The organism is Hassallia byssoidea VB512170, assembly GCF_000817785.2.
Taxonomy (GTDB): Bacteria; Cyanobacteriota; Cyanobacteriia; order Cyanobacteriales; family Nostocaceae; genus Hassallia; species Hassallia carrinoi.
Map to the genome: position 1 here is coordinate 1 of NZ_JTCM02000072.1, position 16924 is coordinate 16924.

Consider the following 16924-nt stretch of genomic DNA (forward strand, 5'->3'; position numbering starts at 1 on the left):
TGAGTTAGGAACGATACTTGTAGGTTTGCCAGTGATGCGCGTATCGTTTGCTTCAAATACCGGATCGGCAAGTACAGCGAGGGTTTTGGGTGCGCTTAAACGTCCTTTTAAGTCAAGTCTATGGCTAGCGATCGCTGTGACGGAAGGTAAGTTGACTATTTCATGGTTGACTATTAGGGGTTGATAAACCTCTCCCCCAACCCCTCCCCTATGAGGGGAGGGGAGCAAGTCTTTCTCCCCCTTCCCTTGCAGGGAAGGGGGTTGGGGGGTTAGGTCATTTAATGCCGCAAAGGGAATCTTCTGTAATTCCCCATCAGCAACAATGACTAAGCGCTTTTTGCCTAACTTGTCAGCTACAGGTGCAAGGATGAGTTTACTTAGTTTAGCAGCAGATAAAGCAGATAAGGCTGTTAAGTCCCCTGCTGCGTTTTGTTGCAAGTTGCGTCTAAATTCCGTGGCTGCTTTCTCTATCTCTTTCCGTTTGGGGAGTTCGTAGGTGTCGATGGAGTTGGGAGTTACAGCCCAAAGATAACTGTGTTCTTCACCTAAGGAATACTCTAACAGCAGGGTATCTTTATCGAGTTGTTGCTGAATTTGCGGTAACTTTAGGGGTTGGGGATACTTTAGCGCTGCGTATTTCGGGCTATTCGTGCGGATTTTTGTTTGTAGTTCTTTCTGCTGAGTGAGGAGAGTTTCAAGTTCTTTTTTAAGCAAAGCTGTTGCGGTTTCTGATTTGTTAGATGAATTTTGTAGTAGTTTTCCTATAGCTTCAATTTTTAATTGCAAGTCCTTTTCTTCTGCTAATAGTTTGGGGTTAACATATGAGCGGATATTTGCTCTAGCTTCGGTTAATAGTTCAATTAAACCACGGGCGCGTGAGCTTTCGCTGATGTGCAGAGCAATAGCGTTGTATCCTTTTGATGGCTCTTTTTTGTGCAGTTGCATCAACACGTTGATGTACAATTTGTAAACATCCTGTTGAGAGGCAAAGTAGGATGTTCGTAGGTCTTGGCTATCAACTTTAGTGCGTAAATCTTCGATAATATTTATTGCTGCTTGAATTTGGGTTAGTGCTTGTTGAAGGTTGCCTCTGTCGCGTTCTACATAAGCGATATTGCCAAGCGTGGTAGCTTCCTGTGCTTTATCGCCCACTTGCCGCGATAAGGGAAGTGACTGATTGAAGTAATTGAGGGCTTGTTGCTTGTCGCCTAAATTTGAGTAGACTTTGCCAATATTGTTGAGAGTGGTAGCTTCCCCCACCTTATCGCCCACTTGCCGCGATAAGGGTAGTGACTGATTGTAATAATTGAGGGCTTGTTGCTTGTCGCCTAAACTATCGTAGACACCGCCAATATTGTTGAGGGTGGTAGCTTCCCCCGCTTTATTGCCTACTTGCCGCCTTAAGGGAAGTGACTGATTGTAGTATTTGAGGGCTTGTTGCTTGTCGCCTAAACTATCGTAGACTAAGCCAATATTGTTGAGAGTGGTAGCTTCCCCCGCTTTATAGCCTACTTGCCGCATTAAGGGTAGTGACTGATTGTAATAGTTGAGGGCTTGTTGCTTCTCGCCTAAACTATTGTAGACTGCGCCAATATTGTTGAGGGTGGTAGCTTCCCCCGCTTTATCGCCCACTTGCCGCCTTAAGGGTAGTGATTGATTCAAGTATTTGAGGGCTTGTTGCTTCTCGCCTAAACTATCGTAGACTGCGCCAATACCCGTGAGGGTGGTAGCTTCCCCCGCTTTATCGCCTACTTGCCGCGTCAACGGTAGTGACTGATTGTAGTAGTTGAGGGCTTGTTGCTTCTCGCCTAAATTTGAGTAAACACCGCCAATATTGTTGAGGGTGACAGCTTCCCACTCCTTATCGCCTACTTGCCGCCACAAGGGTAGCGCTTGTTTCCATTTGTCAAGTGCCTGCCGCCGAGATTCTGCTGTGCCTTGCTTATACAGTTTAAATCCTTCATCAAAGAGGCGTTCAGCCGCAGCGCGAGTTGCTTGCTGGGAAGCAGTTCCTGGTTGCTGTGCTATCTGCACACTCGTGCTGCGAGTCGCTGCCACCGATGACAAAAAGACGGCACTGAGTAATAAAATTAAACTTCTTCGGGTAAAACTGGGTAGCAAGCACCAGAAAATCCGCCGAGACTTTACACCTTTGTTCATTCTTCAGCCTCAACAAGTTATTCAGATCCCCGACTTCTCGCTCAAAGTCGGGGATCTATTAGGTAAATGATTTGATTTACTTTAGAGATATCACTGAAGTTTCATTGTTATCTTACAGGCATTCTTAAATAGATATGCGATCCGTTTCTGATTTTGTAACGATGTGGGGGATTTGACAGAACGCATTTTAAAATGCAGGGGGATGTATTAGACTTCTTGCAGAAGTCAGGGGAAAGGGGAAAGGGAAAAGGGGAGGCAGTGCGGTCTTGGGGTCTCCCCAAGTGGAGCACCTGCCGTGAAAGGGATAAGAAGAACATGTATTTATAGACTTTTGCAAGAGGTCTATTGGCTTAACATTGCAATGTATTGGCTTAACATTGCAATGTATTGGCTTAACATTGCAATGTATTGGCTTAACATCACGATCTATTGGCTTAACATCGCGATGTATTGGCTTAACATTGCAATGTATTGGCTTAACATTGCGATGTATTGGCTTAACATTGCGATGTGTTAACACAACATTGCGATGTGTTAACACAACATTGCGATGTGTTAACACAACATTGCGATGCATTAACATAAGATTGTAGAGATGCCTATGCGCGGAACGTCTCTACCAAGGTTTTTGGTAAAATCAGGACGATCGCCTGCAACATATCAGCGACATCATCACCCCCAAACCGCACATATATAAAGCTTTGATTATTTCTCCAAACTTTTCCCACGCATGGAGATTTTTTTGCTAAAATTATAGTACAATTGTTCTAGTTTGAATCGACGACAAATGAGTAAAGGCGATCGTCATCCTCTTAATACCTCAGATTATTTTATAAAAAAATCCTTGTTTTAACCACCCCTAGCCTATTGTCGGGTTCAAAATCTTTGAATTAAGAGCAGGGGTAAGGCTTCACCATCAAATAAAAAGCTCACACCTACCTAAATATTTAGTCTCATGTTACTGAAGACACAAGAGAAAGGTGCAATTGCAACCAAAGTTGATCGGGCAATTGCTCAAACTTCGATTGAGCAATACGCTGAAGAAAACAAAAGCGTTGATGCGAAAAACTTCTACTTTCGAGCGCTGTCTGATGCCACCGAAACTATTCTACGTTATGCTTTCTTTTTAGCTGACTTGAAAAAGACGCACTCAAAAAGACAATATAAACAAATACTTTCACAGTATGGTTTTTCAGGTGAAGAGAAAAAATATCTGAAGGTAGCAGCAGCTTTTGAAAAGTTCTCTCCAGATAATTTAGCACCCATCGAACCAGCAACCATATTTTTACTAGCACAAAATAGCAATAAATACCAGCCAGTACTCGATCAATTGCTGGATTTAGCAGAAATTTCCCAACCTGCGGTACGCGAGTTAATTAAAAAGCACCGCACCCCCAAGCAAGCAAAACCGCAAAAACCCAGCATTTGGCGTCGCACGAAAAATGGCGCTAGATATTGTCAAATTCCGCCAATTCATGAAGTAGATGAAAGAACCGGAACCACGCTACAAAAAATGATGGATGAAGAGGGATTATTACCACAACAAATCGTCGCGGAAGCTATAGCTTTACGTTTAGCATATCAGCAAGGGCGGATAAAATTCGTGGAAGAAGCTGCAAATTAAGTTTAATTTATTGCGGATACAGCTTTGATAAATGTATGGCGATCAACTTTGTGGCGATCGCCATTTTACGTTTAATATTAAATTAGCAATTATTTTGTGAAATCAATCCTCTAAAGTAAAAATGAATACAAAAGACCTTCTGCTGAGAGAAATTGAGCAAGTTCCAGAATTCCTTTTAACGGAAGTGCTTGATTTCCTGCAATTTCTCAAAGCTAAACATTTAGAAGAAAATACACAGATAAGCATTCTCAGCGAATCTTCTTTAGCAAAAGACTGGTTGAAACCAGAGGAGGATGAAGCTTGGCAGGATTTGTAAAAGCAGATGTTGTTATAGTTCCTTTTCCTTTTTCAGACCTAACACAAGCTAAAAGACGACCTGCACTGGTAGTTGCAGTATTACAGGGAAATGACCTTATACTTTGTCAAATCACAAGTCGCTTAGTTACAGATCAATATGCAATTTCTCTAGAAGTGGATGATTTTAGTGTTGGCAGTCTCCGCCAAAGTAGTAATATTAGACCAAATCGTTTATTTACAGCAGATAGACAAATTATTCTCTCTAAAGCAGGTCAAATTAAGCCGGAAAAACTGAATGAGGTGATTATCAAGATAGTAGAAATTTTCCAGCAATAGTTGAGAGTTAAATCGAATAATAAAGCGGGAAAGATTTTGCATCCTTAGGCTTGACATACACTCGCTGTTGTGGTTCCAAGTTTAATTGGTCAAAGCGATCGCGTGTTAAATGCGCTGTCACCACTTGTCCATCATCTAAAGTTAATTCTACCTGAATTTCCCAACCCAAATGTATCAACCTGCTTACCCTAGCTGGTACAGTTGAACCGTTAGCATCCGTTTCTATAATTACATCTTGCGGACGTAAAAACATTTCTGGGTTTGCCGAATCAAATCCGTTACCTTGGAAAATCCGCGAAGAACTCGGCAACACATTCACAGGTCCAATAAAGCTCATCACAAACGCCGAAGCCGGATGATCGTAAATTTCTGCTGGTGTTCCTACCTGTTCCACACGTCCTTTATTCATCACCACAATCTCATCGGAAACTTCCATCGCTTCTTCTTGGTCGTGAGTGACAAAAACTGTGGTAACATGAACTTCATCATGGAGGCGTCGTAACCATGCGCGTAAGTCTTTACGGACTTTAGCATCAAGTGCGCCAAAAGGTTCATCAAGTAGTAAAACGTTAGGTTCAACAGCTAGCGCTCGTGCCAATGCTACCCGTTGTCGTTGACCGCCAGAAAGTTGCGAAGGATAGCGATCGCCTAATCCGCTCAATTGCACCAACTCCAACAACTGCTCTACCCGCGCTTTAATTTTCGCTTTCGGTGCTTTGCGAAGCTCCAAACCAAAGCCAATATTTTTCCGCACAGTTAGATGCTTAAACAAAGCATAATGCTGAAATACAAACCCAATATTGCGATCTTGCACGCTTTGATACGTGGCATCCTTACCAGTGAGAAATATTTTACCACTATCCGGCATTTCCAAACCGGAAATTAACCGCAGCAGCGTAGACTTTCCCGAACCCGACGGTCCAAGCAAAGCCACAAGAGAGCCACTTTTAATTTCCAGATTGACATCATCAACCGCTTTGAAACTGCCAAATTGCTTGGATACGTTTTCAACTACAATGCCCACTGATTCTGCACCTCTGCAACTAATCAACCGTTCGCAGGTACGTTAACGGTGTTATATACATATATCACACACAGGTGCTTTTAGATTAATAAGATTGAAATTAGATAGTGGTTAGTGGTTAGTGGTTAGTGGTTAATGGTTGTTGGTTAGTAGGAGCTTTGTTGTTGGGAGCGTCAAAAATGCAACTACCAACGCTTCAACTATCAATTAACCACTATCCAATAACGTGAGAGCGTAAAATATGTGTGAAATTTTGACTAAGAGTAAACATCAGTCTGAGTAAAGCGGCAAGTCAAAAGACATCATTTTAATCAAGAGTATCAGGATCTATGCCAAGCGATCGCAATTGTTCCGCCATCTGTTGAGCGCGTTGTTGTGCGATTTCAGCTCGTTGTTCTGCTTGTTTAATTCGTTCTTGCGGTGTGGGATATCGTTTCAACTGCTCGTCATACCAATACATCCATTCTCGCGTCACCCCGCAATAATTTCCCCGTTCGCAACCAATTCCTAAATTAATCTCCGGTAGCCAAACGGGGTTTCCTTCTTGCAATTCATACTTACCATTAACTAACCGATGCACTTCCAAACGCGGTTTGCGGCGACGGCGAGAAGAATAAATTACATAATAAAGTACACCCAAAGCTGCATATTCATCTAATTTGGTGCTGTATTCTTTGCGATAATTTTGAGAAACTACTTCTAGAACCAAAATAGGAATAACATTTTCATCCCACAGTACATAACTGGGGCGTAATTCTTCATCATAAACGCGCTCTACCCCTAAGCTGAGAAATCCATCTGGTACAATCGGCGGCTTATCGGGGTGATAATAAATACCCATATCTACGCCAAAAAACCAGTCCATGCGCTCTGACCAAAGTATCAGCAGTATTGCTTTCAACAACCCTGGTATTAATTCTTGCAGTTCGTTATCCACAGGTGTTTCGTCAGAATCGGGTAGTTCTTCGGCAGAGGGCAAGTACCTCGGCAGATTAAATAACATGGCTGGTTTTTTGTAAAACTCAAACATGATTATAACGATTTTCTCTTCTAGTAGAGGCACAGCTTTTAGGAATGGGGAAATTTCCGCACTTGATATTCACCTGCCTCCACAATAGGATAAGATTTTCCCATCGCTGCTGTGAACTTGAAAGCGATCGCCTCTAAATCAACTTTGGGTATAGCGTGCCAATGTTCGCGAGTTTCCCAATGAATTATCAGCACAACTTCTGTGGGATCGTTGGGGTTGATCCAAACCTATGAAGCGATAAATCCTGGATACTTAGCCAGCGCTGCTGTCCATATTTCTGCATTATGTTTGAATAAATTTTTCTCGCAGTTTGGGCGGTATTTTCACCTTGAGTAGTTCGATAACCACACCTTTTATTCCTTGTATAATAGTGCAAATTTGCCAAAATAGAGCTGTAGGCTAAAATAGCGCTTGCTTTTTTGCATAGCTTTAATTACTTACACACAAAAGCAAGAATCGGCTCGTTTAAAAAAAGTAATAGGAAAAAAATATGGACAACAACAATTGGGTGCAACAATTATTAATGGTTGGTATTGGTACAACCTCTTTGGTAGCAGACAAACTCAAGCAAGTGGGCGATGATTTGGTCAAAGATGGCAAGCTGAATCCCGAACAAGCCAAAGCGGTAATCGATGATATTGCACAGCAGTTAAAGTCCGAACAGGGCAACTTTGAAGGCAACATGCAACGGCAAATGCGAAATATGATGCAGGATTTGGGTGTTGCTCGCCAGTCAGAAGTGGACGAACTACGCGGTAGAATTGATCGTCTGGAGCGTCAAATTCGCGATTTAGAAAATAAGCTCTGGCGTTAGGATGCGCTTTCTGATTTAAACTAAGTTTTGTCCTACTGGTAAACAATAATCCTAAACCACGTATGTAGGGAGGACTGATGAATGAAAGCAATTTTACTTAGCGTGGGTTTCATGCTGGTCTGTGTAGTGGTTTTAGTATTGGCTCAAGTTGGCGGAAAACAAAATACATCTGTTGCTGAACCTTTAACTCAAACTACACCAGCGTCCACTACTGTAACTGAAAACAATACCCTGATAGCGAGCAAAACTATGGCTGATGAAAATGCCGTCACTACCCCCTCTGGATTGAAGTACGTCGAAATAGTAGAGGGGACTGGTGATACTCCTAAAACCGGACAAAAGGTGACAGTACACTACACCGGCACTTTAGAAGATGGTACAAAATTTGATAGTTCACGCGATCGCAACCGTCCCTTCGACTTTAAACTCGGTGTCGGACAAGTCATCAAAGGTTGGGACGAAGGACTTAGCACTATGAAAGTAGGCGGTCGTCGTAAATTAATCATCCCCCCAGAGTTAGGTTATGGTGCGCGTGGTGCTGGTGGTGTCATTCCACCTAACGCTACCCTGCTTTTTGATGTGGAATTGCTGAAGGTTGGGTAATTGGTAATGGGTAATGGGTAATGGGTGATTGGTAATGGGTTTTTTCCAATTCGCACGTTCCCAATTACCTATTACCAAACTTAATAGTTACTTGGTTTAGCTAAATTTTTAAACTTAGTAAACAGCGGGTCAAACAAAAGTTTCACAGTTCCTGTGGGACCATTGCGGTGTTTAGCAATTATCACTTCAGCCACACCGCGATCGGGTGTATCTGGCGTATAATATTCATCTCGATAAAGCATAATAACTAAATCGGCATCTTGCTCGATGGAACCCGATTCTCTTAAATCAGACAACATCGGACGCTTATTAGTACGCGCTTCCACACCTCTACTTAGCTGAGATAAAGCAATAACCGGCACACTTAATTCACGAGCTAAACCTTTGAGATTGCGCGTAATTTTAGATAATTCTTGTACGCGATTATCGCCGGCACCTTCCATTAATTGCAAGTAATCTATGACAATTAATCCTAATTCTGTTTTCTGTTCTGCTTGCAAACGTCGCGCTTGACTCCGCATTTGTGTAACGGTAATATTTGGCGTATCGTCAATATAAATTGGCATTTCTGAGAGGATACCAATAGCACGGCTTAAAGATTCCCACTGAGTTTGGCTAATGCGTCCACTCCGCAAATAACCACTTTCAATTTGCGCTTCGCTAGCTAATAACCGCTGTACCAATTGCTCTTTTGACATTTCTAAACTGAAAAAAGCAACGGGTAATTTATAAGAAGTAGCAACATTATGAGCCAGATTGAGACAGAAAGCGGTATTGTGAACACAAATATCATTGGCGACAAAATTGTGTGTCTCTGGGATTGTTAAGTCATAAACTTGTTTATTACCAACTGACTCGATAGAAACTATTTCATCCCAATAAACATCACTCGCTGCTAACTGTTGAAGTGGCAAATTTTCTAAAGTACTTGCTAATATCCACAGTCTTTCTCGTGATAAAGCACGTTTGCCTACATGGATATTTGAATACCCTTGAATTCCGGCACGTTGAGCTAAAAGAGTCCAAGGTTCATTACCTTTAGCTGTTGCTATCTGTTGCCAAATTTCTATTGGAATGAGGTCACGATTTGTTTGATATCTCTTTTGAGCTATTGCGTCTGCGACCTTAGTTAATGCATCTTCTTTGCCAAAAATCCCAATTTCTGAGATAAAACTTTTGATACTTTGGGCATCAGTAATATCTAATTGCCAAGCTTGTCTGCGAGTGTCTTTATATTTCACAGAGCGTTTTTTCAGACTGGCAATAATTCCAAATCGCAATAATAAATGTTGTATTTGTCTAGCTAATTTTTCGCTGACAGTACAGTAGCCTAATTGCGATTGACCGCTTGTAAGTAAAGTAGCCCATCCATCGGTTGCAAACAAACGATTGAGGAATAAGGAAACTTGCGATCGCTCCAATTTAAAAATAACTTGCGGAATGATTTTGGCATCAGCTTTTTTGCCCCATAACCCTATGTTTTCCAACCATGTTGTTAAAGGATTCTTTTGCCCTTGACACATCCCTGCATAAAGTATTGGTGTGCGGTCGCTCCTAATTTCTATCCGAACTTTCAACTTATCTGAAAAGCTGGTAACAGCGTATGTGAAATCATTTTGAATGCGAGAGTTAATATTAGTAAATTCTGGTGTAGAATCTGTCAAGCACCCATCACCTATGAAATATGCCAATAATTTAACTTCACACTCGCGGATACTTTCTGTACCAAATACATCGATTTTACGAGGTACAGCAATTTTATCGCCTACTCTTAATTCTGAAAGTTTTCGCCATCCATTGATGGTTAAATAAGGATGGGTGATAGTAGTTTCAATATATCGTCCCAAGCGAGTAGTAACACCAAAAACTGGTTTAATCCCGTCATCAACAAAAGCTGAAGCTTGAGTTAGATGAAATTTCCAATCATCTCCTAAAGTTATTAACTCAGCTTGCCGACGATGATATATTTCTTTAATAGTTGAGATACTCCCGTCACTCAAAAGTATTTCCGCATTTTCATGCAAGCATTTCCCCATTGACGGTCTGCCAGCGACAATGATTAAATCAGAACGCTGAAAGCCGGTTGTCATCGCATCTAAATCATAAAATCCGCAGGGAATACCCGGTAAAGCTACACCTTGATGACGATCTTCAATATCCTGAAAAGCATTAATTAAAGTGTCAGCAATATGAATTAAACCTGATTGCGGACGTTCTTGAGTTACGTTGAAAACTTTCTGTTCTGCTTGATCGAAAACTATTGGTAATTCGGTTTCTGTCTCGAAACCGAGATGGACAATTTCATTACCAGTTTTAATTAACTGACGCCGGAGATATTTTTCTGTTACTAGCGATGCTAAAGCGTCGATATTAACAGCGGAAACGGTGCGATCTACAAGAGAGGCTAATTTATTTCTGCCACCAATGCGGGCAAGCATATCATGGTCAGCTAGCCAATTGATCACTGCCAGCAAATCCGTGGGTTTACGTTGAGAGTGGAGACGCAGCGCGGCTTGATAGATGTCTTTATGAGCGCTAATATAAAAAGCTTCTGGAATAAGACTTTCGCTAACTCGTCCGATCGCTTCTGGGTCTAATAAAATTCCCCCCAAAATCGCTTCTTCCGCTTCGATGTTTTGGGGTGGCAAGCGATCGCTTCCATCACCTTGAAAACTTAGTTCTTCTGCCATAAATAATTTTATATATAAATTGGGGATTTTATATCTCAAAATCCCTTTTAATCAGGTGTAGATGGGCATTTTTTTGTAGTAAGGGCTTCAGCCCTTAAAACCTTGATTTGAGCGGTAAACCGCTCACTACGTTTTAAGTTTAATTTCACCCACTTACAAGCACGACAATTTGCGATCGCATTCAACAGCATAACTTTAAAACCACAGACCAACACAAATTAACAGAGTGTGTATCTGTGGTTTAAAATCAAAAAGCTGTTAGTTAGATACGACTTCAATATCGATTTGCGCGGTTACTTCCGAATGCAGCTTAATTTCAGCTTTATAAGTACCTGTTTGGCTAATATCAGGTATAGTAATACCGCGCCGATCTACTTCTAGTCCCGCACTTTCTTTAATTGCATCAGCAACTTCTTGAGTAGTGACAGTACCGAAAATCGCTTCACCTTCACCAACTTGCTTGGCAATTCTCAAGCTAGCAACTTTTTCCAAAGCTGCTTTTTGTTCAAGCGCTTGTTGCTTGAGTTCTAATTGCCGCTGACGTTCCACCTCGCGACGGCGTTCAACTTGCTTTAGAATACCAGGAGTAGCATTAATTGCCAACTTCTGTGGAATCAGATAATTACGAGCATAGCCAGGAGCAACTTCTACTAAGTCACCAGATTTTCCCAGCTTGTTGACATCTTGGTTTAAAACTAACTGTATGCGTTTCGCCATCGTTTTTCGTTTCTCTTTTTCCGGTAAAATCTCTCACATCTTAGCTTTGGGCAGGATAACTCACATGAAAAGTAGCTGTGTTCCCACAAGCTAATCGGAGCATAAAGCTTTAAGCTTAAAGATCCTAGCTTCATGTAGGGTGCGATCGCAACCATTAGCCACAAGAAACTTCACCAGTCCTTAATCTGTGAGTGCTTCAAAGATGACCACGCTTCCACCAACAACTAACCACTAACAACCAACCATTGTACAGACGCGAGGAACATCGCGTCTCTACTTAAAATTTATCCTTCATCCCCCGCAAACGCGCAAAGGTTTGTACTGGATCGCTACTCTTAACAGATGATTGTAACGTCGGTTGCTCCCAACGTAAAAAGGGATTTGTCCGCTTCTCCACCCCCAATAGCGAAGGAACAGTAGCTTCTCCCCGACTGCGGTAAGCCTTCACTTCATCATATCTATTTTGTAAATCGGCGTTCTGTGTATCTACAGTCAGCGCAAATTGAAGATTTTTTAAAGTGTATTCGTGGGCGCACCAAACCCGCGTATCATCCGGTAGAGAGCGTAGTTTACTCAGAGAATCCACCATTTGTGTAGGAGTTCCTTCAAATAAGCGTCCGCAACCCCCAGCAAACAGCGTATCACCGCAGAATAACTCCCCCGTTTCACTCGATTGCGCTGGGGGAAAATAGTAAGCGATGTGAGCGCGGGTATGTCCGGGAACAAAGATAACTTCCCCGATTCTGTCTGCAAACTGAACAATAGAACCTTCTACAAGAAACACTTGCTGTCCTGGTATTCTCCCCCGATCCTCGGCACCAGCATAAACCGTCACATCCGGTAATTTTTGCATTAAGTGTTTATTGCCACCAACATGATCCTGATGATGGTGCGTGTTAAAAATCGCCACCAACTTAGCGTTTAGTTTAGCAAGTTGCTTTAATACTGGTTCAGCCTCCGCCGGATCGACTACAGCAGCGATATTTTGGTTTGCATCGAAAAGCAGAAAGATGTAATTGTCTGATAACGCCTCAAGACGAAATACCTGCATGACAATAGCCTCCCTCATTCTATGTTTGAGTTAGCAGCGACAGGTCTACCTTCACAAAGTATATTAACTATTTTTTAATGATAAATTTTTGTGCATATAATATCCATTTTGTCAACCGTATTCACTTGAAAATATCTTATCTACACCTTTAGACAGAATTCCTTTGTAAAGAGTATGCAAAGTGAAATTTATATTGTTATCGTGTTTGTCAAGATACGAACAAGTCTGAGTATTCCCAAAAATCATACATATTTGCTCTCAGTTGTTAGTTTTCAAAATCTTTCAATTTCTATACAGTTCCCTTTTGCAAAAAAAGGGTGAGCAAATACTACCATTTCTTTTTTTGGCATCCAACCGGAGGAATATGAATTACCAAAATTCTACGTACACAGACGTTAGTAATCAATGTAAATTGGCTGTGAAAAAGATTGTAGATCGAATTCTCCGCTCAGGAAAGATGAGTCGTCAAGACCATATCCTACTTACCTCTACCGTACTCGCTGAAGGCAATGTCAGCGAAGTAAACCGTCGCCAAATTAATCGCCTATTCGATCGCATCCAGACAGGTCAGCTAAAATTAATTGACTGGTAGCATCCGTAGAGAATTGTGGCTATTTATCTATTTAGAAGTCAACACTAAAAAAGTTAATATGCCACTATCATTACTTTTAATAATAAGTAATAAGTCTATTGGATGTAAATACAAGAATTAAAACGATGTAAATAAGTATTAATAAATATTGTTCCGATTCAGAAATAGCAATAATATAATATTTTTCCACGTGGCTACCGTGATTTTACTGATTATTTTTCATATATCAGCAAAATAAGTTTGATTTATCCGTGAATTTTCTATTGAAATGGTAGCAGATGTAAGGTTAGATTGATTTTGATTTTTCGGATTGCAAGTAACATAAAATCTTTACATCCCGTATCACCAATATTTAAGTGTTACTTTTAAAACAAGGGTGTGATGAATCTACTACTTTTTTTGCACACATTAACAACAGCAAAGTCTTGTGAGTTTACAGCAAAGCAAAACTCAATTGAAAGTTTCCATACTTGTCAGTGACCTATCGAGCGCTGGAGCTGGAAGGTGGGGAGGTGGAGGTGTTCGTTCATTTTTACTAGCTCAAGCACTCCAAAAGCTTCAATATCAAGTAGAAATTTTAGGATTTGTTTTTGGCGACGAGCCGGCGGTAATTCCTCAATCGGAAATTCCAGTTAGTAGCTTTGTTGGCTACAACTATCCCAAATTTATAGTATCAGCTTCTCAGCTTCTGAAAAAACTTGATGGTGATATTATTTATGCAATGCGACCGAAACCAACAACCTTCGGTTTATCTTTGCTAAAAAAATTAAATAACCATCGACCTCTAATTTTAGATATAGACGACTGGGAACTCAGTTGGCATGGTGGCGATAAGTGGCAATATCGCCCTTCAATTAAGCAATTTGCTAGAGACGTTTTTAAATCAGATGGTGCTTTGAGATATCCGGATCATCCGCTTTATTTAAAGTGGGTTGAAGGGATGGCACAAAATGCTAATGCCATTACAATTCACACCCACTTTTTAAAAGAGCGATTTGGTGGCTTTTATTTGCCCAATGGTAAAGACACTACTTTATTTAATCCCTCACGCTACGATCCTAAAGAAAGTAGAACACGTTATGGACTTCTTGGCTATCGCATTTTAATGTTTCCTGGTGCGCCAAGACCATACAAAGGTGTTGAAGATGTATTGATAGCGCTAGATAAACTAAATCAGCCAGATTTAAGACTGGTGATTGTTGGTGGCAGTCCTTATGATAACTATGATGCTGAACTCACTGAAAAATGGGGACGTTGGATAATTAAATTACCAAAGCATCCATCTTCAGAAATGCCTGCAATCGTGGCAGCAGCGCATGTTATTGTTGTTCCCCAACGAAATACCCCAGCAGCTTTAGCTCAGTTTCCATTGAAATTAACCGATGGAATGGCAATGGCAAAGCCAGTTTTAGCAACACGGGTAGGAGATATTCCTGATATTTTAGGTGAAACTGGTTATCTAGTTGAGCCAAGTTGCCCTCTTGAAATAGCCGAGAAAATTCAATACATATTCCAGCATTTAGATGAAGCAAATGAGCGAGGAAAGCTAGCTCGAAAAAGATGTGTGGAATACTACAGTATTGATGCAATGACAACTACCTTAGGAAACATCATGCAACAGATATAGTAATGCATGGATGTACAAGTGTCATTCACGGTATTATTAAAAAGTAATATTCTTAAAGTAAATACATACAGTATGTTGGGCAATAAGCTATTAATCAAATTTGCTAAACCTTATCCTGGCTGGATTATTATCACAATAATCTTGGGGTTTTCTGGAGCTTTATTTAATGGGATAAGTACAGCACTAATTGTACCTGTGATTTTAAAAATCGTCGGACAAGAAGTGAATTTAACCAGCGCTCCTGGTATTCTCAAAGTAATTATGTATCCGTTTGATAAGGTATCGGAAAGTTACAGATTACCGTTGATGGCAGGGGCAATTATATTTACAATTATTTTAAAAAATGGTGCAACTTATGCTAGTACGTTAGCATCTAGTACTTTAACGCGAATGCTGACCTCGGATATGCGAGAAGCGGGAGTGAAGTTATTACTAGAAATTGACATAGATTATTATGCCAAGATGAAAGTTGGTGATTTAATCAACCGACTTGGTGGAGAAATTGCCCGTGCTGCTAGTGCTATAGGGAATGCAGTTAAATTAGTTATTCTCGGAATTACAATTTTAGTTTTTGTTGGCTTTTTGTTATCAATTTCTTGGGAATTGACAATTGCTGCTACGTTTTTGCTGTCTTTGGTAATGCTAATTAATCAGTATGCTATAGGTCGTTCCAAAAAGTTTGGTCAGCAATTGTCAGAGATGTCTAAAGCTTATTCAGTCAGTACACTAGAAACTTTGAGTGGAATTCGCTTAGTCAAGGCAACTGGTAATGAAGAGAAGGAATATCAAAGAATTAAAAAACTAATTCGCGATCGCGAAAAAGCAGAGTACCAATCCCAGGCTAATTCAGAGATAATCGCACCAGTTAGTGAGGTGATGGGAATTACGGCTTTACTGCTAATTGTGTTTTTGAGCCGCACCTTTTTTGCAGCACAAATTGCATCACTTTCAGCGGTTATTTTTACATATTTATTGGTGCTTTTGCGACTTCTGCCGTTAATTTCTCAGTTAAATACTGTCCGCAGTGCTTTTGCTAATACCGCTGGTAGTGTAGATATGGTGACAGAGTTTTTACGACTGGATAATAAACCTTTAATGAAAAGGGGTGAGTTAAACTACACAAAATTAGAGAAAGGAGTGCATTTTCATAACATCACATTTTCTTACCCGAATCAAGAGAAGTTGGTGTTGAAGGATGTCGATTTATTTTTACCGCGTGGTACTACTTTAGCTTTGGTAGGTGGTTCGGGTGCGGGTAAGTCAACGCTTGCAGACCTTTTACCAAGATTTTATGACCCGATATCTGGCAGTATTACGATTGATAAAACTGACCTGCGTGACTTTGATATTACGTCTTTACGCAAAGCGATGGGAATTGTTAGTCAAGATACATTTCTCTTCAATGATTCGGTGCGGAATAATATAGCTTACGGAAAACCAGAAGCTACAGAAGATGAAGTTATTGCAGCAGCGCAAAGGGCAAATGCTTATGAGTTTATCAGCAAATTGCCTCAGGGATTTGAAACGATGATTGGCGATCGCGGTGTGATGTTATCTGGTGGACAAAGACAAAGATTAGCGATCGCGCGTGCATTACTGCAAAACCCGGAAATTCTCATTCTCGATGAAGCTACCAGCGCTTTGGATACCGTTTCTGAACGTTTGGTACAAGCTGCAATTGACGATCTCAGTCGCGATCGCACTACTTTGGTGATTGCACACCGACTTTCCACAGTCCAAAAAGCTCATCAAATTGCTGTTTTAGATCAAGGACGTGTCGTTGAGGTAGGAACTCATGAAGAACTGTTAAGCAAGAATGGCTACTATTCGCGTTTGTACTCAATGCAATTTAGCGATCGCTCAAAAGTCGAGAGCAAACCTCATCAAAGCTTGATTCGGATTTCTCATGAAATGCGATCGCGTCTTAACTCTACGATTGGTTTCTTGCGCTTAATACTTGATGATATGGTAGACAATCCCCAAGAACGTCAAGAACTAATTGCAGAATCTTACAAATCTGCTTTTATAATTCTCAACGCTGTTGATGTTTTTGAGGATATTGCTAACCTGCAAATCAAATACCAACCTGTATCATTTACATCAAAAAATTACGGTGAAACTATTGATAGTGAAATCTTAACTCATTTCTCTAAAGAGTTTCGGACAATTCTCAATGACATCCTTAGTTCTTTGCGATCGCTAGCAGACAATTTGGTAGAAAATCCCCAAGAGCAAAATCAACTTTTTGAAGAAGCTTGTGAATCAGCAATACATCTACTAAACAAAATAGAATATTTTGAGGATAGCATAAAGCCTTAAATTCTCCCGTAAAACAATGAAATAATTGTATCGATTAATC

General features: G+C 40.7%; 15 protein-coding genes and 1 pseudogene. 8 read left to right on the plus strand and 8 right to left on the minus strand.

From position 1 onward, the window contains the following. Both PI95_RS23925 and PI95_RS36950 read right to left on the minus strand, forming a co-directional pair. On the minus strand, window positions 1-2160 hold a 2160-nt coding region (locus tag PI95_RS23925; protein ID WP_163519141.1), incomplete at its 3' end, for a tetratricopeptide repeat protein. Between the two features lie 599 nt (window positions 2161-2759). Continuing rightward, a complete protein-coding gene (locus tag PI95_RS36950) occupies window positions 2760-2888 on the minus strand; it encodes a hypothetical protein (protein WP_268896813.1) in 129 nt (42 codons plus the stop codon). 233 nt (window positions 2889-3121) lie between these two features. On the opposite strand from PI95_RS36950, the gene PI95_RS23930 reads away from it, so the two are divergent. The 3 genes from PI95_RS23930 (at window position 3122) to PI95_RS23940 (ending at window position 4417) form a co-directional block, all read left to right on the plus strand. Beyond that, window positions 3122-3784 carry an Alr2735 family protein gene (locus PI95_RS23930; protein ID WP_373695716.1) on the plus strand — a complete coding sequence of 221 codons (663 nt, stop codon included), beginning with the start codon at window positions 3122-3124 and terminating at the stop codon, window positions 3782-3784. Window positions 3785-3905: 121 nt separating this feature from the next. Then, window positions 3906-4100: a DUF2281 domain-containing protein gene (locus PI95_RS23935; RefSeq protein ID WP_039752397.1), complete on the plus strand. Its 195-nt coding sequence runs from the start codon at window positions 3906-3908 to the stop codon at window positions 4098-4100. Then, the gene (locus PI95_RS23940) at window positions 4085-4417 is read left to right on the plus strand and encodes a type II toxin-antitoxin system PemK/MazF family toxin (protein ID WP_039752396.1); all 333 of its coding nucleotides are present in this window, start codon (window positions 4085-4087) and stop codon (window positions 4415-4417) included. Before PI95_RS23935 ends, PI95_RS23940 begins: the two co-directional genes overlap by 16 nt. Window positions 4418-4424: 7 nt before the next feature. On the opposite strand, the gene PI95_RS23945 is transcribed toward PI95_RS23940, so the two are convergent. From PI95_RS23945 to PI95_RS23955, 3 genes and pseudogenes are all read right to left on the minus strand, one after another. Beyond that, window positions 4425-5441, minus strand: coding sequence for a TOBE-like domain-containing protein (locus tag PI95_RS23945; RefSeq protein WP_039752395.1), 1017 nt, complete (start codon window positions 5439-5441; stop codon window positions 4425-4427). Between the two features lie 307 nt (window positions 5442-5748). Then, entirely contained in the window at window positions 5749-6444 is a 696-nt protein-coding gene (locus PI95_RS23950) for a Uma2 family endonuclease (RefSeq protein ID WP_039753863.1), read from the minus strand. 65 nt (window positions 6445-6509) lie between these two features. Further along, window positions 6510-6819: pseudogene (locus tag PI95_RS23955) on the minus strand (TIGR03792 family protein). A gap of 142 nt (window positions 6820-6961) precedes the next feature. Between PI95_RS23955 and PI95_RS23960 the strand changes: the two are divergent. Both PI95_RS23960 and PI95_RS23965 read left to right on the plus strand, forming a co-directional pair. Beyond that, window positions 6962-7285, plus strand: coding sequence for a phasin family protein (locus tag PI95_RS23960; RefSeq protein ID WP_039752394.1), 324 nt, complete (start codon window positions 6962-6964; stop codon window positions 7283-7285). A gap of 81 nt (window positions 7286-7366) precedes the next feature. Further along, entirely contained in the window at window positions 7367-7888 is a 522-nt protein-coding gene (locus tag PI95_RS23965) for an FKBP-type peptidyl-prolyl cis-trans isomerase (protein ID WP_039752393.1), read from the plus strand. 80 nt (window positions 7889-7968) lie between these two features. Here PI95_RS23965 and dnaB read toward each other — a convergent pair whose 3' ends face one another. The 3 genes from dnaB to gloB form a co-directional block, all read right to left on the minus strand. Then, the gene (gene dnaB / locus PI95_RS23970; protein ID WP_052325720.1) at window positions 7969-10578 is read right to left on the minus strand and encodes a replicative DNA helicase; all 2610 of its coding nucleotides are present in this window, start codon (window positions 10576-10578) and stop codon (window positions 7969-7971) included. 258 nt (window positions 10579-10836) lie between these two features. Beyond that, on the minus strand, window positions 10837-11295 hold the full coding sequence (gene rplI / locus PI95_RS23975; RefSeq protein ID WP_039752392.1) for a 50S ribosomal protein L9: 459 nt from the start codon (window positions 11293-11295) through the stop codon (window positions 10837-10839). A gap of 277 nt (window positions 11296-11572) precedes the next feature. Then, entirely contained in the window at window positions 11573-12346 is a 774-nt protein-coding gene (gloB, locus tag PI95_RS23980; RefSeq protein WP_039752391.1) for a hydroxyacylglutathione hydrolase, read from the minus strand. A 364-nt stretch (window positions 12347-12710) separates the two neighbouring features. On the opposite strand from gloB, the gene PI95_RS23985 reads away from it, so the two are divergent. The 3 genes from PI95_RS23985 (at window position 12711) to PI95_RS23995 (ending at window position 16884) form a co-directional block, all read left to right on the plus strand. Beyond that, window positions 12711-12938 (plus strand): hypothetical protein, encoded by a 228-nt coding sequence (locus tag PI95_RS23985; protein WP_039753861.1) that lies wholly within the window; start codon window positions 12711-12713, stop codon window positions 12936-12938. A 427-nt stretch (window positions 12939-13365) separates the two neighbouring features. Then, on the plus strand, window positions 13366-14565 hold the full coding sequence (locus tag PI95_RS23990; RefSeq protein WP_039752390.1) for a glycosyltransferase: 1200 nt from the start codon (window positions 13366-13368) through the stop codon (window positions 14563-14565). A 72-nt stretch (window positions 14566-14637) separates the two neighbouring features. Continuing rightward, window positions 14638-16884, plus strand: coding sequence for an ABC transporter ATP-binding protein (locus tag PI95_RS23995; RefSeq protein WP_039752389.1), 2247 nt, complete (start codon window positions 14638-14640; stop codon window positions 16882-16884). Window positions 16885-16924: the final 40 nt, after the last annotated feature.